The following is an 18,045-nucleotide window of genomic DNA, read 5'->3' as shown; positions in this document are numbered from 1 at the left end:
CCTTTTATCGTTTTAGGCCTTAATTTTTAGCCTCAACTACTTCAAACCTCAAGCCACTTATCTATCTAGCCCCCTTTATAGTTATACATAACTCAAATAAACCAATATCTTAGTAACAAGTTCACATAAATAATTTTTGTGTTTTTCATATTTTCAGCCACACTTATTATTACTTAAGCTAACCGAATGACGATTCGCTATTGTGAAATATATTCTTTATTCTCTTTTTTTAATTTGTTCTGTGTATGTTCAAGCAAAGGAAGCCCTGCTTGTTGTTACAGAGTTAGCACCACCAAACCAAGTATTGATTAATGGCGAGGTAGCAGGTGAAGGTACTCAGTTTATTAGAGATATATTTGCTGAGGCTGATCTCACACCTAACATTCAAATGTATCCTTGGGCACGTGCTTATAAAATTGCAGATGAGTTAAAAAACACCTTTATATACAGCCTTGCACGCACTGTAGAGCGAGAAAATAAATTTTATTGGATTGGACCAGTTGGACGATTTGAGCTGGGCTTTATCGGCCTATCAGAGCGAAATGATCTTATTATAAATAATACTGAACAAGCAAAAGTGTATAAAATTGCAATGCAACGCAATGACTTTTCAACACAAACCCTCACGAAACTTGGCTTTGAAGTTGTTTTAACCTCTGATATTCAAAAATCATACTCTTTACTATTAGCTAAAAAAGTAGATTTAATTGTAGACGATCCTTTATTCATGCAGCAGATGAGTGATTATCTAAAGCTCAAACCAGCACACTTAAAGTTTATTTATAAAATAGATGAGCTAACAATTGATGCTTATTTAGCTGCAAATAAAAAAACAGATATGCATTTAATAGAAGCACTGCAAGCTGCATTTTTAAAAATAAAGCAAAAGAAAGGGCTGCCTTACGAAAGATAAATCATTGAAGATAAGTATGCTTATGGGCGACAAAATCATCTTTCATTTTTAACTTTTTATATTCTTCATAAAATTACTTTATGACATGCTCTGGTACTGATTTATTAAATGCAATGTAATTGCTCACAAGCTTAGGAAGAGGTAATTCTTGCACTTCACTGCGTCAGTTGCTTTATATCCAAAGAGTTCTAGCTATACTTTATTGTAACTTTTGAACCTAAATTAGATCTATTTTTCTTCTTAAAAACAAATCCATATATTGTTTTCGCCTCTAAACATTAGTAAGTTTTCGCCCGCTTTAAAACCAATTTTATTTACGCCTAGAGCTGAATTGTTTTTTCGGCGTAAAATTTAGACCGCATACTTAATGGAATTGGTATAACTTACTTATCAGCTTTGAGCTTATAAAAGAAAGTTTGACTCGCGCCAGCGGCCCAGCCCAATAAAATTGGTGGGTCACGTTCGATGTTTTTAATTATTGAAACAATGCCAAAGTAAGGGGCTTTTAAACTAAGTTATAAGCACGCTTCCAAGGAAGCAATTTAAACTCGCAGGTTATATTAATAGCTGTGCAAATATCTTTTACGATATCGAGAGTAATACCAACAAGCTGATCTTTGTCGTTTTGAATTTGTTGTTTTGAAATTATAAGGGAGAAATGTTCGGTATAAATTACAAGCTTAAACTCACTTGCATTAGCGCAATGACTTAGAAGAATAGAAAAACGAATATTAGGAGGGGCTAAATAATAGCAATATCATTTAGTTAATTTACATTGATAATGGGCGTTGCTTGGTTTGAGTCAAATTTCAGACACAAAAAAAGCGCCTTAAGCGCTTTTTTTTCATTTTACTTAAAAAGTAAAATTATACAGCTGTGATGTTATCAGCTTGTGGACCTTTTTGACCTTGTGAAAGAGTAAACTCTACACGTTGGCCTTCAGCTAAAGTTTTGAAACCTTCGCTTTTGATTGCTGAGAAATGTGCGAAAACGTCTGGGCCATTTTCTTGCTCGATGAAACCAAAACCTTTAGACTCGTTAAACCACTTAACTGTACCTGATACGATGTTAGACATTGTAATATCCTGAAATAAAAATAAAAATATGCTCATAAGAGCGGGTGTAGCAAAAAATGAGATGGTACTTTAAAAACTTCAGGACGGTACTACAAGTATTACTTATATCGAAATGGAGATTTATAGCTTACATGCTTTCTTTCTAGCTGCGGCCCACTATATAGAGTTTAAATAATATGTCAAGTACCTATCTATAATCAGAATAATAAACAACCAAAACTACTTTTAGTTGTTATTAAAATTCAAATTCTAATGCGAGCCTAAAACTATGGTTTTTTTCTGATTGGCTTATCTCAGTGATGAAACCCGCTTCCCATTTTAATTGCTTTTGCCCATCAAAGCGCTGTAAACCTATAAAGCCAGGCCCTATACCAATAAAGTCTTCACCTACGTAAACCTCTATAGAAGGCTGGAAAGCAGAGCGATATCGATAGCGATATTGTGCTCTAAACTCACTTTCCCATTCATTTTTAATGTCTTGCCCCCACTCGTACACTAAAAAGGCATTCATAGTTAAGCTTGTTTTACCAAACTCTTTTTCGATCACAAAACCCGAAGTTGCCTCATACACATCTTCGTTATGTTTTTTTTCAAGCTCAAATAACGCGCCCCAATCAGCCCATAATTTACCTTGTTCAATTAATTGCCAACGTAGCTCAAGCTCATAAGCTTCTAATCCAAAGTCGCCGTTGTCGTCTCGCTCACCAACTAAATAGCCTTCGAGTGCCATTGTATCGTTAATAGCACCACCGCCACCCAAACGCTGCGCTAGTATGTTGCCACTATCTGTTTGGTGCGACACTAATCGCCACTCAAATTCACGCTCAAAAGGCAAAACATAGGGGTGATATACCTTATCAACAACAATACCATCGGCCTTTGCTTGGATTGAGAATACCAACAAACAAAGAGCGGTAAAACTAAGCGCTAAATATAGGTTGAGTGCTTTCATACACGTTCCTTAGTTATTGAAGCCGAAATAACATAACAAAGTAATAAAAATAACACGCTGCTTGTACTATATATAAGTACACTCATTAAATCAGGAGTGGCCTCGTAACCAACAAGAGCACGCAGTACACGGCCGAGCTCAGAGTTTTCGTTTAACAAATCACGTAAATCCCACACTGTTGAGGTGTTTGTAATTAAATCTATTTGACTCGCTAAATCCAGTGCAACTAATAATTTAGCCGCGCTGTTAAAAGCAAGCAAAGTAAAAAGCGGATACATACCAAAACGGTGCTTAATTGCATTCATTAAAAAGTACAGCAATACGCTAAAACTTAAACAAATTCCAACACCTAATAAAGTGCCAATAAATAAGCTTTGCCCTGCATCATTATTTTGCCAAAAACTGGTGAGGTAAATAATATAGTGGCTTAAATAGAGCGTTATTGTGCTTATAACTGCGATATAAAATGCCGCTGACTTTTGCTTTAGTGCAAATACCAATACAGCAATAAATATAGTGATACATAGCCCTATTTGTGAGTACTCTAACCCTTGGTGTTCAAACCACTGGCTCACCCACGACGCACTTTGCATGTACAAAAACGACATTACCGCGCCTATTACTAAAGCAGACCCTATTTTTAAAGAGCTTTGTTTTTTAACTACTTGCAGTAGCACTAATAAAATAGCCACAGGTAGTAATTGATTAAGGCTCATGACTAAACTAGTTATTAGCATGCTGCGCCCCTTCATCGCTAACTATAACAACGCCCCTTGCTGTATTTGGCGAAAACTCACCAAAAAACTCGTAATGCCCTTTACTTAGCGGTCCTATATAAATAATACTTTTACGATTTGGGTAGAGTACTTTTTCTCTGTTTAGATCAAAGCTATCAAACTCTTCTGGTGTACTATCTTGGTTTTCTATCAATAGTTTTACTTTTTTATTTGCGGGAATAATTATTTGCGAGGGATAAAACAAATGATCTTTTAAAATAATAAGGTACTCTTTACTCGCCGCGTTAAACGACAAAAATAGCAAACAACAAAGACATTGATTAAATAAACGTTTAGTCACTTTTTACTCCTGTAAAAGTAACCTTAACGGTTAGTCCGCCTAAAGGGCTATTCGCTAAATGAATACTTGCGCCATAAATAGCAATTATGTGTTGAACAATCGCCATACCTAAACCCGCACCTTGCTCGCCTGATGGATGTTGATCGCCACCCACGCGATAAAAGCGATTAAATATTCGCTCTTTTTGCTCTTCGGTCATGCCCGCACCAGAATCATCAATTTGCCAACTAAAGCCGTTATTACTTGACGCTAATTTAATTATAATTTGACCATTATCAGGTGTGTATTTTATGGCATTGCTAAGTAAATTAGCGATGAGTGTGGTTAATGTAAATTCATCACCATTAATTACAAAATCATCACCTTCGAGGCTAATCGTTTGATTTTTTCCGTCTATTTTGTCGTATTGCTCCGATACAACTTGCTGAGTAATCGCTAGCAATGACTGCTCGCTAAACTGCCTCTGCCATTGCTCAGGCTGAGTGCGCCCTAAAATTAGCATTTGTTCAACAATATTACTTAAGCGATTAATGCCTTGTGACATTGCTTGGAGTTCTTGATGGTTTTGCGAGTTGCTTTGCTTACTAGCTAAATTGTGTACATTAATTTTTAAGCTACTGAGCGGGGTACGTAATTCGTGAGCTGCATCTGAAGCAAAAAAGCGCTCTCGTAAGTAAGCGGTTTCTACTCGTTTAAATAAATCGTTTAAACGATTAATAACAGGTTTAATTTCTTCGTCGGTTACCTGCCAGTTAATTGGCGTAAAGTCGTTTGCTTGGCGAGTAGCCAACTGCTTAGATAGTCGGGTAAGAGGGGCTAATGCGTATTTAACAAAAAAACTTATAAAAATAGCAAGCAGAGGGACAGCCCATAACATAGGTAACATTGCAGATAAAATAACGGCTTCAGCTAATTCAAACCGCTTTGACATAGGCTCAGCAACGATGACTTTACGGGTATTTTTTCTCATCACAAACACTCGCATGCGCTGCCCGGCTACATTGGCAGTTTGAAAGCCCTCGCTAAAACTAATTTGGTTATTTGATAAACTCGATGAGCCACTAAGTAAACTATTATTTTGCCAAATTTGATACAACAACTGAGCACTATTATTGCTTACTTGTACTGCATTTGTGCTTAGTGCTAATGGTTGTTCAATTAAAACGCCAGCGACTATTTTAAGTTCATTATCAAGCAAGTTTTCGCCGTGGTGCATGCTTTTTTGATAGCCTTTTACTAATGCCAAAAAGCAAGTAAGCACCATCATTGAAAGTAAAATTAAGGTCAGACGTTTACGAATAGACATTTTCAACCCCGAAAGATAAACACACCCTAACGCTTACCAACCACGTAGCCAATGCCACGTAAGGTTTTAATAAAATCGCTAGGGAATTTTTTACGAAGATGATGAATATGCACCTCTATGGCATTAGAGCCAACTTCTTCACCCCATTGGTAAAGTTTGTTTTCGAGTTGTTGTTTTGATTGCACCCTTCCCTGATTTTCCATCAGCGCTTTTAAAAGCATGTATTCTTTACGCGGCAATGTAAGTGATTTCCCACTAACTGTCACCGTATGCGCTGAGCTGTCTATTACGACTTCTCCGTATTGTAACAAACTAGATTGAGTTTGATTAACACGTCGACTTGCTACACGTAGTCGAGCAAATAACTCAGCAGGATCAAACGGCTTCGCAAGGTAATCGTCAGCGCCCATGTCAAGCCCTTGGACTTTGTCATCAATACTGCCGCGAGCAGTTAAAATAACCACCGGAATAACTTTTTTTTGCGCTTTAATATGCTTTAAAACTTGCGAACCGTCGCCATCAGGTAATCCTAAATCGAGAATAACAAGCTCAATTTCACCACTAGAAAGGCACTCTAAGGCGTGTTTTACTGTGCCACTATGCTCTACGCTGTAGCCCTCTTGACGCAAAGAGCGAATAAGCCCTTGCGCCACTAAATGATCGTCCTCAACGAGTAATAAATGCATTATGTGTTTATCTTTTTAGTTTTTTATCTACTTTTACCAATAGCTGGCTTATTGCTTGTTGGCGATATTTATCTGCTTTTGCACGAGTATCACGAATGCCCGCGGCTTGTGCTACAAGTAGTCGTGCTTTAGCTTGTTTATAATCGCCTTCGTCATACAAGTATTCACCGTATAAGTAATTAGTATCAATGCCTTCGAGATTAAAAGCGAGCGCTTGTTTAAATAATTTTTCAGCTTTGTCGTCATCACCAAAACCAATTGGCCAACCAGGTACTTTACTGTAAAGCGTTGCAAGGCTTGCGTAAGCTGAGCCATTTAGTGCAGTGCCATCAATTGAGAGTGCATTTTCGAGTGACGTTTTTGCCTCTTTTGCTAAACCAAGTGCACCCAACCCGCCTTTTGCGCCTGCAAAACTGGCTAACACAATACCATTCCAAATATGTGTTTGTGCCGAGTTTGGGTAGTTTTTAACAAACAATGCACTTTGCTCACTTAGCTGTGTAAACGCATCTATTTGCGCATCATCTTCAAGTTCGTAGTTAGCAATTGCCCACTTTTGTTGAATAGAGGTTAAGTCTTGTGTTTCATCTGCGTGTACTGCGGTTGCAAATACAGTTGTTAGTACTAAATAAAATGCGAGTGTAAATTTATACATAATTTTGCCCTTGTGTGTTTGTTAACCTAAAAAACGTTTAATTTTAGGAAGTTGTTTTGCAATAGCGTTATCAACAACGCTTGGGAATGCGCCATTTATGCGTGCAAATAATTTTTCAGGAAAACCAATAAAACGCCTTGTTTGATTCGAATTTATAAGCACTAATAACTCTTGAGCAACTAATTCTGGTGAGTCCATTTTATTACCGAGTTCTTTATTCATTGCACGCGCTTTACTGCTATTAATGGATGTATCTGTTGCTCTAGGCGCTAAATAGGTCACTTTAACGCCTGAACCATTCAACTCACGTGATAATGCTTCTGTAAAACCACGTAAACCAAATTTACTGGCGCAATAAAGTGTTTGAAACGGGTAACCAATGCTGCCAAACGATGAGCCCACGTTAACAATGGTGCCTTTGGTATAGTGTAACTGCCCTAAAAATAGCTGGCATAATTTAATAGGCACCGACAAATTAGTAACGAGCATATTATCTATTTGCTCATTACTTGTGTGCTCTAAGCTTTGCATTGTATTTATACCGGCATTGTTAATAAGTAACTTAACGCCACCGAGTTGCTTGGCTTTTATTGCTAAGTTAATGCGTGTTGTATCGTCGGTTAAATCGCCAGCAAATATTTCACTGTCTGAGCATGCACTACTGAGCTCCTCAAGGGCTTGCGTATTTCGCCCTACAAGCAGTAACTTCCACCCTTTTGCATGTAGAGCTTTAGCAATAGCTTGCCCTATTCCGCCTGTTGCGCCGGTTAACACACATAAAGCGCTACTCATGCCAATTTACCTTGTGCACTTGCTTTAAAAAACGGTTCGTCATCGAGTCCACGAAATATATCGCCGTATAAACGATAAAAGCGCTTTGCACCATGTAGTATGGCTTGCTGATCCGCCTCATCTGTTATTTGGTTCATTAGGTTTTCAAAAAACTTTACATGCTCTATGTCAAGTGCGCCGTGAGAGGTTAAATAACTAAATGCTTTTTTAGGTAAGCCCACAGCATTTGCAATGTTTGAAGCCGCACCATCAGCAAGCGCTATAGAAGTGCCTTCAAGCACATGCACCATGCCAAAAAAGCTCAATGGATTTTTACGTGTAATGGAGTCGTACGCATACGACACCATCATTTCCGTAGCATATTGCGGCTGACTGCGACGAACTGTTTCTTTGTCAAAACCACAGGCTGCAATATCATTAAGTACCCACTCTTGATGACCTATCTCTTCTTCAATGTATTCTGCGACTGCTTCGCGCAGCCATTCTTGATTGTCGGTTAATCGTGCACCAACCGACATCATTAATGGCACTGTGTGTTTAACATGGTGGTATGCTTGCGCTAAAAACGAGGCGTATTCTTCAAGTGATGCTTCGCCTTTAAAAACACGCTGAATAATAGGCGCTGCAAGCAAGTAGTTTTGCTCTTGTTTAGTTTGCTCTTTGAGGGTGTTAAAAAAATCACTCATTAATTACTTCTCCAAGTCGGTAAAATTGATCAAACACAGCATGGTACTGCTTACTTATGGCATCTCGTTTTGGACGATTATTTGTGGTTAATAATCCTTGTTGCACACTTAATGGGGCAGTTAAACGATGCCATTTTTGAATTCGTGCATAGTCGGGTAGTTGTTTATTAATTGCGTTAATGTATTGCTCTAACACCGGGTTACTTAGCTTTGAATCGGCATAAATAATGGCGGTTAAAAAAGGTCGACCTTCACCAAACACAACCGCTTGTAAAATACCGCTTTGACTTAGTAATAGTGATTCAGGCCACTCGGCACTGATATTTCGCCCCATGCTGGTAATAATTAGGTTTTTTAGGCGGCCTTTAATAAATAAGGTATTTTGATGCTGATCGACCAGATCACCGGTTGCATACCACTGGTTTTTGTCGTGAGGTTGATGATTTAAGTAACCTAAAAACAAATCGCCTTTTATAAAAAGCTGGCCATTTTCAATTTTGGTTTGAATATGAGGTAACACAGAGCCTGCACTGTGAAGGTTATCGTTTGTGGGCGTATTTAAACTAACTACAGATGCCGCCTCAGAAAGCCCATAACCTTGGTATACCGGTAAATTTAAGCTACGCGCTTTGGTTAATAGCATTTCGCTGACAAGCGCACCACCTACTGCAATAAACTGTAACGAACTAGGCGGTTGCCACCCATCTTCTGCAAAAGCAACTAAGCATGCTAATAGTTCAGGCACTAAAATAAGCGTATTTGGCTTAACTTTATCAATAGCAGCTATAAGCTGTGCGGGTTGTTTTAATACAGTTCCAACAAATCCTAATTCATTTAACGGCATTAAATGCACTGTACCGCCACTTTTTAAGGGGGCATACACACCGGCTATATTTTCAAGCAATACAGCAAGCGGCAATAAACATAAATGAACAGGCTTTTTAATATTAATCTTATCGCACAGAGATTGAGCTACCTGCATTTGGCTCTTTGCAGATAAACACACGCCTTTTGGTTGCCCAGTCGATCCTGATGTAAACGTTACTTTTTGAGTTTCTGGAAAATAACTGACGGGTTTAACTACAACAATTTCGTAAATATATAACGTGTAAAACTCAAACATAGTAATCGATGCAGTCGGCTCCCCAAGTAAAGGGTTTAGCGTGTCGCTAATAAATAAATGTGCGCCGCATTGCGCTAGTACATATTGAGTTTGTTGTTCACTAAAAAAGTGAGCAATTGGCACAGCCACTTTATTAGAAACTGCAGTAGCGGCATCAATAACAAGCCAAGCTGGCGTATTATCGAGCTTATAAGCGACACATTTGCCGTTAAAGCTTTGTAGTATTTTTACTACTTTTTGTATTTGCTGGTTAAACTCATCACCGTTAATTTCAAGTGTTTGCTCTTTATTATGGGCAATAATTAATGGCGATACTGAATGTGTATTATAGTAATTCATACGTTCACCAATGCATTTACCAAAGAATTGATATTTGAGTGGTTTTGCTGCATCAAACTATAAAGCATTGGGGTATTTAGTACTTGTTGGTGAGCTTGCTCTAGGCTCACAATGCATACTGTTGGTTGGTTGGCGTAATAGCTGCCCCACTTTAATGGGTTCTCAACTACAAAACTGCTCGCAAGTGCAATTTCAGTACACGTAACACCAAGTAAGCGCAATAAAGCACGCACTTTGTTGGTTGCACAAAACACTAAATGTTTTGCCCCCACACTTTGCAGAGCTTCGTTAACAATAATAAAATGTGCAAGTGTTGCTCTTCGATTTGTAGAGCAGAGATTACCAAGTTCAAAAATTTTATTGCGAGAAATGCTCTCATCTAAAAAATCTTCAACGGGTGATGCTAAATATTGCTCAATAAACAATGGCGAAGTTGCTTGCCTTAGCCCTAACGTGCACTTTCCTTGCTCGGTAACGTATTGGCAAAGTAGTGGCATAAAAGAAGTAAGCTTAGCGTTATACGCAACTAAAAAACCTTCTTTCACTGTATTTTCGAGATTTTTTCGATGCACATCATCAATACGAGCACTAATAAACTGACTGTTATTTTGTGTTAAACCTAATGATGTAGAAGTGTGGGCTAATTGCATAAGCTCGCTCATTTAAACCTGTTTATATTTCAGGGTTTAAACTTAACGAGTGAAACTTAAAGAAAACTTAAGAAATTTAATTTAAATGAAAAAGCGTCTTAAGTGTTAAATCGCGAGGGCCTAGGCAGGCTAAATAGATCAGAATTCAACTAACTAACAAATTGCTATAACAAAACTTCTTTTTTAAAATTAAACTTAGGTTAATTATTACCCTAGCAGCTTTGTATTCATCACGTTAGTATAGTGTTCTACTTAAGTTACATAACGATAATTACATGAGCATAAAAACAAACGCGTTAATTTACTTTTTAGCTTTTTGCAGCGGCTTTTGCATAATGGGCATTGAGCTTTTAGGTGGGAGAATTCTTGCCCCCTTTTTTGGCAGTAGCGTGCATATTTGGGGCAGTATAATTACTGTGTTTATGCTTAGTTTATCTTTTGGGTATTTACTTGGTGGTAAACTCAGCACTAAAAATGCATCCCTTACCAAATATGGTTTAATATTTTTAATTGCCAGCATTATGGTTGTTCCTATTACATTATTTTCGCAGCCTATAATGGAATTTATATTTACCCATATTGAAGATAGCCGCTACGGCTCGCTCTTAGCGTCAACTGCTTTATTTTTTATACCTACCGTTATTTTAGGCATGATCTCGCCCTACTCTGTGCGCTTACTGGTAACAGATAGCGATAAAAGCGGCCAAGTGGCTGGGCGTTTATACTTTGTAAGTACGCTTGGCAGTGCCCTGGGTACTATAATTACCTCTTTTTACTTTGTACTCGCGTTTGACGTAAATACAATTATTAGCGCCTTTGCTTTAACGCTTGGGTCACTGGGTTTAGTAGCGATTGCTATTAATACCTTGGCTAATAATAAGGGGCTTGCTCATGCTTAAATATTTGCTACTGCCATTAATTGTATTGTCAGGTTCTGCGTTTAGTAAGGTTATTCATGAAGAACGCTCGCTTTATCGCAATATTATTGTTGAAGAAACGAGCGACTTACGTTGCCTTAAATTTAATACTAAAAGTAGCCAAACAAGCCAAAGTTGCATGTATAAAAGCAATCCCGACAAACTTGTTTTTAATTACACAAAATTGACGTTTGCGAGTCTTTTAGTAGCCGACAACCCTAAAAGTGTACTTATTATAGGATTGGGTGGCGGTACGCTTTCTAACGTTATTCATGAGCTATACCCCACTGCAAAAATTCATAATGTTGAAATAGATCCTGCAGTAACTAAAGTTGCACGCGATTACTTTAACTTTATAGAAAACGACTTAGTGACATCAAGCGTGCAAGATGGCCGTATTTTTATAAAGCGCGCCGCTATTAAAAAGCAAAAGTACGATTGGATTATTTTGGATGCGTTTAACGGTGACTATATTCCGGAGCATTTGCTCACTAAAGAGTTTTTTGAAGAAGTACAAAGCGTATTAGCCGATGGTGGCGTTATTGCCGCAAATACGTTTTCAAGTAGTAAACTTTATGAGCATGAGTCGGCAACTTACCACGCTGTATTTGGCGACTTTATAAATGTAAGCCGCGAAAATAGCAGCAACCGTATTATTTTAGCGGGGCTTAAATCAATACCGAGCGAAGCGCAAATTAACACGCGTGTTAATGCTCTCGCCCCTAAATTAGTAAAATACGGTGTAGATATAAAAGCGATTAGCCAGCTTATGCACTTTACTAAAGACGGCCAAGATTGGCCTGCAGATACAAAAGTACTTACCGATCAATACTCCCCAGCTAATTTACTTAACTTTTAAAATCCCCTAAACCTCACCATTTTTTACAGGTGAGGTTTAGCAAATATTTTGCCACTTCCCGCACCTACGCATATTTACTTAGCAAGCTAAGTAATGATAAAATAGTTAGCTTGCTAACTATGTTGGGATGGCTATGCCTACACAAAAACCTTTTCACGAGACGCTCGATTTAACAGTTATCGGTAATATGGGCCGAGTTCATCGCTTATGCCGCGAAGCAGTAACCATTGCTGTTGAGCCTTTGGGACTTACTCAGTCGCGCTGGACTGCACTAATGCATATAAATATGCGTGGTGAGGGACTAACACAACTTGAACTTGCTAATAGCTTAGGGATAGAAATGCCTTCACTGACTCGCACGCTTAAGCAATTAGAGGAGCAATCGTTAATCGTTCGCCGTGTAGACAAACATGATAAACGCAGTAAAAGACTCTATTTTACTGAGCAAAGTGATGCCATTTTACACTCATTGCAAGAGACCATTTCCGATATAAAAAATCAGTTATACAACGGTTTATCTGTTGAGCAGCTAGATGCCATTGCATTTGGTTTGATCAAAATAGAGCAAAACGCCCTTAAATGTATTCAAGTTAATAAGTAAGGCTAAAAATGACACCGGATCAAAAGTTTGCACGCTATGTAAGGTTTTCTCTCATAGGGTTTATCTTAGTATTTATTTACTATTTAGTGGCCGATATGGTTTTGCCTGTGACACCACAGGCACGTGTATACCACCCTGTTGTGCAAATATCACCGCAAATTAGTGGCCGAGTCACTAGTGTGCAAGTTAATAATAACCAATCAGTTAAAGCGGGCGATATATTATTTAGTATCGATGAAGGCCCATATAATTTAGCCAAAGAGCAAGCTCAACTCGCGCTTGATGATGCCAAATTACAAAATAAGCGTCTTGATACCAATGTTAAAGCCCTTGAAGCACAAATTAGTGCCGCAAATGCTAAGCAGCATGAGCAAAAGCTATTAAAAAGCAGAGGCGAAAAACTCTATACTCAAAAGTCTATATCGGAGCAAGAGCTTGAAAGCATTCGTGCTAATTTTGAAGCCAGTAAAGCAAATGTTGCGGCTCTAGAAGCGCAGTTAGCTGAAGCAGTTTTAGCTAGAGGTGACTCAGGTAATAAAAACTTAGCTATGCGTCATGCTGCTAACCAGTTAGCGCAAGCTGAGTTAAATTTATCCTACACGCAAGTACGTGCACTAAGTGACGGCGTAGTTGCTAACTTACAATTATTAGACGGCGCGTACGCTGTTGCAGGCAGCCCATTATTAGCTATTGTCGCTAAGAAAGCCGATTTAGTTGCTGACTTTAGAGAAAAGTCACTCTCAAATATGAAGCAAGGCACTCAAGCGCGCGTAGTATTTGATAGCCGCCCAGGTGAAGTTTACGACGCAATACTAGAAACATTTGAAGCAGGTGTTAGCAATGGTCAACTTAGTGCAAATGGTTTACTAAGTACAACAGAAACCAGCAATCGTTGGGTACGCGATGCACAACGTCAACGCATTCATTTAAAGCTCGTAAATCATCAAGACTTAATAGCAAACATGCCAAGCGGGTCACGTGCAACAGTACAATTATTACCCGAATCGACAATTGGGCAATGGTTTGGCTCTGCACAAATTAGGTTTATTAGCTGGTTACACTACATTTATTAATGGAGGTTTTATGACTCAAATTGTTAGCCAAGGCCCACAATTAGACTCTAATGGCCTTCGCCAAGCACTACGCATTGCAGGTGGATGCACCCTTGGCTTTACTATTAGTAAATTAATGAACTGGCCAAATGGTATATTTTTTACCGTTTATCCTATGTTGATATTGGGCATGGTACCTACGTTAAGTCGTGGGCTTATAAATCAATTTATAGCATCTGCTGCATTTAGCGCGCTTATAGTGCTAATAATGCAGGGATTATTTTCTCACTTGCCAGTCGTTATGACATTGTTAGTGTTTGGTGTTTTCTGCTTTTTATTTCACCAAATGAGTAGCGGCAGCGCCTTTTTATTTGGCGCTTTAGGCGTGATCAGCCTTTCTATTCAGCTACATTTTTCGAGCTATGTTGATGAAGGAAGTAGTATTTATCCGTTAATTTTAACTAATGGTTTGGCTATATTTTTAACCGTTGTTATTGGAGCATTAATGCATGGCCTATTTCCTGATGTAACCGCAAGGCCCGGGCGAGTAATGCCAGCTAAAGCAAAAGAAAGTATTCGCCATGAGGTATTGTTATGCTCAACCGTGGCTACGCTCTCTTTTGTGGTTTTTCAGGTTCTTGATTTACAAGACTCAATATCTGCGCAGGCAGCTTCTGTGCTTATTTTGTTTTCATTGTGCTGGAAAGCCGCAGGTATGGCTGGTTGGCAGCGAGCAATTGGAACGCTTATAGGGTGTAATGCAGCGTTACTATCGCAACTATTTTTGTATAGTCACTCTGATTTTTTACTTTTTCCGATGGCTATTTTATGGATACTTTCGTTTCTTTTTGCGCGTTTTCATATTTTAGGCGGAGGCATACCTGGTATTGGTTTTGGTGTGCTGACTACATTCGGTATTTTATTTGGGAACTCACTCGGGCCAGGCCAAGATCTTGTTTATAGCGCAATGTACCGGTTTAGCTCGGTATCGGTGGCTATAATATTAAGTTTGTGCGTTGTATATGTTATGCACCATATACTTAATCGGTTTAGTGTAACTCGCCATCATACTTTTGATTAGGTAAATCTTGTTTTATAAAACTAAAGGCTGCAATTGCAGCCTTTTTTATAAGCTTAGTTAAGCTATTTTAATGATATAAATAAACTATAATTTTGTTTTAAATACTCACCAGCGGCTCTTTGTACACAATAAAGCTTTTAGTCTTTTTGGGTGATAAGGAGCGTAAGCACACCTGCTATAATCCCCCAAAAGGCAGACCCCACTGAGAGCAATGTTAAGTTAGATGCAGTTACTAAAAAAGTAACAATTGCGGCCTCCGTATATTTAGTACTACTAAGGGCTTGCTGCAAACTATTAGCAATGGTGCCAAATAGCGCAATGCCCGCCAAAGCTAAAATAAGTGCCTGCGGTAAACTTGCTACCAACCCAACTAATGTAGCCGCGCACAGCGCCATTAAAATATAAAATGCGCCCGCCGCTATACTCGCCCAATAACGTTTATCATGATTTTCATCCGCTTCATCACTCATACAAATAGCAGCAGTAATAGCGGCTAAATTAATAGAATAAGCTCCAAACGGGGCGGTAAGCATATTTACAAAACCAGTCACATTAAGAGATGCAGATATAGGCGCTTTATATTTATGCGCTTTTAAAACAGCAATACCCGGTAAATTTTGCGAGGTCATGGTAACTATATAAAGTGGTAAACCTATGCTAATGCATGCTTGCAAGTGAAAAACGGGTTCAATATAAGCAAATTCGCTCATTTTCCAGTGCAGTGCGCTGGTATCAATATGGCCCATTTGCCAAGCGAGTAGTACACCTATAATAAGCACACTTAACATAGCAAAACGGGCAAAAAAGCGTTTACCAATAAAGTACATAACAACCATTAAGCCAATCACTAAAGGCATGTCGTTCATAAAATTAAACACATCGATACCAAAGGTAACAAGTACGCCGGCCAACATGGCGCACGCAAGCTCACTTGGAATACGGTTCATTATTTTTTCAAACCAGCCCGTCACCCCCGACAAAAAAACGAGCAATGCACTGAGCATAAACGCGCCAATAGCCTCGTTTAAGTTATACCCTTGTGCACTTGAAATCAGTAATGCAGCCCCCGTGGTAGACCACGCAATTAAAACAGGCACTTTGTAATAGTACGACAAACCTATTGACGTTGTGCCCATCACTAAACCAAGCATTAAAATCCAACTAGCTACTAAATCGGGCGTGCCTCCAAGGGTTATCACCACCTGATAAATCAATGCAATGGAACTCGAAAAACCAATAATTACAGCCACAAGCCCTGCTGTAATTCGGTTAAGCAACTGATCAGACACCTTCATAAATCCCTCGTAATGCCATTTATGCAGCACACAACATACGTGCCCGATAAATGCATTGCAATTAGCGATTAGTTTACAAAGAGTGAAAAAAATTCACTTTTTATTTTTCATTGTAATTAACGTCAAAAAGTCACTTTTAACCATTGTATTTAACTAAACAAACAAGTACCCACAAACGCGCCAAAGGCCGCATAAACCCTACAAAAAACCAATACTAAAAAGAGTGAAAAACATACCAAAAATAAATATCCTTATATTTTATAAGGAATTATGAAATTTAGAATTAATTCTTTTCGGTTACATTTATTATCTTGATCTAATCCATTTAATAATATAAAACGTAACAAACAGTTAACCAAAAACACTAAAAGAGAAACAAATGAAGAGATCTGTCGTCTTACTAATTGCTATACCATTATCGGCATTTGCAGTTTATGGGCTATTTTTTAATGCAGATGAAACGGGCGAACCTATCGCGCCTGTTGCTATTGATTTTGTTCCTATTGATTTACAAAAAACGCGCAATACACATCCCCCTGCACCTATTGATATGAGTAAAGATCCAATTACCGTTAAACCTATTGTTGCCCCTGACAACAGCTTACCGTTTGAAGAATTTGATGCCGTAAATCGCCTATCCGACAAAGCAAAGCAAGTGCTTATAAACGCAAAAGTTTTACCTACCGACTTACATAACGAAGCCTACATTGAGTTTGATTTAAATTCTTTACAGGCTTTAGAAACTGGCGAAAATTTTGATTTAGCTATTCCGCAAACAGCCGAAACATTCACCGCAGAAGTGACTAATGTGATTGAGTCTGAAAATGGCGATAAGAGCATATTTGGCAAAATAGTGGGTGTTGATGGCCGCATGCATAATACCGTTTTAACGGTAGGTAAAGATGCCGTATATGGTCAATTTACTGCGCCTTCTGGCAATTATGTATTCGAAAGTAAAGGTAAGTACGGATGGATTGCAGCAAAACGCGATTTATATAAAAGCCACATAGAGCATGATGTAACCGCACCAAAACCCAAATCAGATAAAAGCATCGATATATTTGCACCAAAAATTGATGGCTAACCAATAATCAAAATATAAAAAACAACTAAAGCCGCACTATAAGGCAACTTTAGTGTGTCTGCTTTTTATGAGCTCAACCAAGTTAAAAACAAGTTCCAACCACAACAAGAGTAAGGAAATACAATAATGAAAAAAGTAATCACAACAACCGCACTGGCTGCGGCATTATGTGCAGCAAGTGTTGCACAAGCAGAAACAATCGATATCGGTATTTTATATACCGACCAATCAGCTGCTGCAACTAGCAATATTGACACTAAAATAAATCAACTAATTGCTTTTAGTAATCAGGTATATAGCCAAAATGGCGTTGATATAACACTACGCTTAGCTGGCAAACAAAACTTAGGTGACTATGCAGTAACGCCGTCTGAGGATTGGTTAGATTCGGTTACAAATAGCAGCTACGTAGATGGTTTACGCAGCGATTGGAAAGCCGACATGATTGCCGTATTAGGTACTGGTCAAAGTGCTGGCAATGGGCTTATTTCATGTGGTTTAGCATGGGTTGGCCAAGGCACTAATGGCAATCTATACAGCTCAATGAGCAGCCGTATGTACTCAATCACTGCAATTGATTGTGGTGCAACTACATTTGTACACGAACTTGGTCATAACCAAGGTTTAGCGCATTCACGCAAACAAGGTGATACGTCTGGCGGTGTATATGTAGATGGCATGGGTCACGGCGTACAAAACGAGTTTGCAAGTATAATGGCTTACCCGCACGTTTACGGTAGCGCTACTCAGTACGATTACTTCTCTAACCCTGGCTGGAGCGTAAACGGTATTGCATTTGGTATCACAAACCAAGCGCATGCAATTCGCACAGTTACTGCTACAAAAACAAGTATTGCTAACTTTAAATAAGCTGCCCAATAAAAAAGTGGGCTAAATAGCC

The 18,045-nt window shown here is 38.6% G+C and carries 20 protein-coding genes; 8 read left to right on the top strand and 12 right to left on the bottom strand.

What is annotated here, in order from left to right; genetic code table 11:
* The first annotated feature begins 202 nt into the window (after window positions 1-202).
* Window positions 203-913 carry a substrate-binding periplasmic protein gene (locus tag CXF76_RS19215; RefSeq protein WP_024591524.1) on the top strand — a complete coding sequence of 237 codons (711 nt, stop codon included), beginning with the start codon at window positions 203-205 and terminating at the stop codon, window positions 911-913.
* A gap of 866 nt (window positions 914-1,779) precedes the next feature.
* Here CXF76_RS19215 and CXF76_RS19210 read toward each other — a convergent pair.
* The 11 genes from CXF76_RS19210 to CXF76_RS19160 form a co-directional block, all read right to left on the bottom strand.
* On the bottom strand, window positions 1,780-1,989 hold the full coding sequence (locus CXF76_RS19210) for a cold-shock protein (RefSeq protein ID WP_002959120.1): 210 nt from the start codon (window positions 1,987-1,989) through the stop codon (window positions 1,780-1,782).
* A 235-nt stretch (window positions 1,990-2,224) separates the two neighbouring features.
* A complete protein-coding gene (locus tag CXF76_RS19205) occupies window positions 2,225-2,941 on the bottom strand; it encodes a hypothetical protein (protein ID WP_024591523.1) in 717 nt (238 codons plus the stop codon).
* Window positions 2,938-3,678 (bottom strand): hypothetical protein, encoded by a 741-nt coding sequence (locus CXF76_RS19200; protein ID WP_024591522.1) that lies wholly within the window; start codon window positions 3,676-3,678, stop codon window positions 2,938-2,940. Before CXF76_RS19200 ends, CXF76_RS19205 begins: the two co-directional genes overlap by 4 nt.
* Window positions 3,665-4,018 carry a cupredoxin domain-containing protein gene (locus tag CXF76_RS19195; protein ID WP_024591521.1) on the bottom strand — a complete coding sequence of 118 codons (354 nt, stop codon included), beginning with the start codon at window positions 4,016-4,018 and terminating at the stop codon, window positions 3,665-3,667. The genes CXF76_RS19200 and CXF76_RS19195 overlap by 14 nt, the downstream gene beginning before the upstream one ends.
* On the bottom strand, window positions 4,011-5,324 hold the full coding sequence (locus CXF76_RS19190; protein WP_101164383.1) for an ATP-binding protein: 1,314 nt from the start codon (window positions 5,322-5,324) through the stop codon (window positions 4,011-4,013). Before CXF76_RS19190 ends, CXF76_RS19195 begins: the two co-directional genes overlap by 8 nt.
* 26 nt (window positions 5,325-5,350) lie before the next feature.
* Window positions 5,351-6,010: a response regulator gene (locus tag CXF76_RS19185; protein ID WP_007376647.1), complete on the bottom strand. Its 660-nt coding sequence runs from the start codon at window positions 6,008-6,010 to the stop codon at window positions 5,351-5,353.
* Between the two features lie 7 nt (window positions 6,011-6,017).
* Window positions 6,018-6,665, bottom strand: a complete 648-nt coding sequence (locus CXF76_RS19180) for a tetratricopeptide repeat protein (RefSeq protein ID WP_024591519.1) — start codon at window positions 6,663-6,665, stop codon at window positions 6,018-6,020.
* A gap of 21 nt (window positions 6,666-6,686) precedes the next feature.
* The gene (locus tag CXF76_RS19175) at window positions 6,687-7,457 is read right to left on the bottom strand and encodes an SDR family oxidoreductase (RefSeq protein WP_024591518.1); all 771 of its coding nucleotides are present in this window, start codon (window positions 7,455-7,457) and stop codon (window positions 6,687-6,689) included.
* Window positions 7,454-8,143 carry a TenA family transcriptional regulator gene (locus CXF76_RS19170; protein WP_024591517.1) on the bottom strand — a complete coding sequence of 230 codons (690 nt, stop codon included), beginning with the start codon at window positions 8,141-8,143 and terminating at the stop codon, window positions 7,454-7,456. The genes CXF76_RS19175 and CXF76_RS19170 overlap by 4 nt, the downstream gene beginning before the upstream one ends.
* Entirely contained in the window at window positions 8,136-9,605 is a 1,470-nt protein-coding gene (locus CXF76_RS19165; RefSeq protein ID WP_101164382.1) for an AMP-binding protein, read from the bottom strand. The genes CXF76_RS19170 and CXF76_RS19165 overlap by 8 nt, the downstream gene beginning before the upstream one ends.
* Complete coding sequence (locus CXF76_RS19160) at window positions 9,602-10,255, bottom strand: thermostable hemolysin (protein WP_024591515.1); 654 nt, start codon at window positions 10,253-10,255, stop codon at window positions 9,602-9,604. The genes CXF76_RS19165 and CXF76_RS19160 overlap by 4 nt, the downstream gene beginning before the upstream one ends.
* A gap of 275 nt (window positions 10,256-10,530) precedes the next feature.
* Between CXF76_RS19160 and CXF76_RS19155 the strand changes: the two genes are divergently transcribed.
* The 5 genes from CXF76_RS19155 to CXF76_RS19135 all read left to right on the top strand — a co-directional run bounded on the left by CXF76_RS19155 (window position 10,531) and on the right by CXF76_RS19135 (window position 14,765).
* Window positions 10,531-11,154, top strand: a complete 624-nt coding sequence (locus tag CXF76_RS19155) for a fused MFS/spermidine synthase (RefSeq protein WP_010555216.1) — start codon at window positions 10,531-10,533, stop codon at window positions 11,152-11,154.
* Window positions 11,147-12,031, top strand: coding sequence for a spermidine synthase (locus tag CXF76_RS19150; protein ID WP_101164381.1), 885 nt, complete (start codon window positions 11,147-11,149; stop codon window positions 12,029-12,031). The genes CXF76_RS19155 and CXF76_RS19150 overlap by 8 nt, the downstream gene beginning before the upstream one ends.
* 133 nt (window positions 12,032-12,164) lie before the next feature.
* On the top strand, window positions 12,165-12,632 hold the full coding sequence (locus CXF76_RS19145) for a MarR family transcriptional regulator (protein ID WP_101164380.1): 468 nt from the start codon (window positions 12,165-12,167) through the stop codon (window positions 12,630-12,632).
* A gap of 8 nt (window positions 12,633-12,640) precedes the next feature.
* Window positions 12,641-13,705, top strand: coding sequence for an HlyD family secretion protein (locus CXF76_RS19140; protein WP_024591513.1), 1,065 nt, complete (start codon window positions 12,641-12,643; stop codon window positions 13,703-13,705).
* Window positions 13,706-13,715: 10 nt separating this feature from the next.
* Complete coding sequence (locus CXF76_RS19135) at window positions 13,716-14,765, top strand: DUF2955 domain-containing protein (RefSeq protein ID WP_024591512.1); 1,050 nt, start codon at window positions 13,716-13,718, stop codon at window positions 14,763-14,765.
* Between the two features lie 137 nt (window positions 14,766-14,902).
* On the opposite strand, the gene CXF76_RS19130 is transcribed toward CXF76_RS19135, so the two are convergent.
* Complete coding sequence (locus CXF76_RS19130; RefSeq protein WP_024591511.1) at window positions 14,903-16,060, bottom strand: benzoate/H(+) symporter BenE family transporter; 1,158 nt, start codon at window positions 16,058-16,060, stop codon at window positions 14,903-14,905.
* 379 nt (window positions 16,061-16,439) lie between these two features.
* Between CXF76_RS19130 and CXF76_RS19125 the strand changes: the two genes are divergently transcribed.
* Together CXF76_RS19125 and CXF76_RS19120 are read left to right on the top strand one after the other, a co-directional pair.
* Window positions 16,440-17,144: a hypothetical protein gene (locus tag CXF76_RS19125; protein ID WP_024591510.1), complete on the top strand. Its 705-nt coding sequence runs from the start codon at window positions 16,440-16,442 to the stop codon at window positions 17,142-17,144.
* Window positions 17,145-17,270: 126 nt separating this feature from the next.
* The gene (locus tag CXF76_RS19120; protein WP_007583576.1) at window positions 17,271-18,014 is read left to right on the top strand and encodes a zinc-dependent metalloprotease family protein; all 744 of its coding nucleotides are present in this window, start codon (window positions 17,271-17,273) and stop codon (window positions 18,012-18,014) included.
* Window positions 18,015-18,045 lie beyond the last annotated feature (31 nt).

Source organism: Pseudoalteromonas sp. 78C3 (assembly GCF_002836695.1).
GTDB lineage: Bacteria > Pseudomonadota > Gammaproteobacteria > Enterobacterales > Alteromonadaceae > Pseudoalteromonas > Pseudoalteromonas arctica.
The sequence above is the reverse complement of the archived record's forward strand: the minus strand, read 5'-3'. Positions and strand labels throughout refer to the sequence as shown.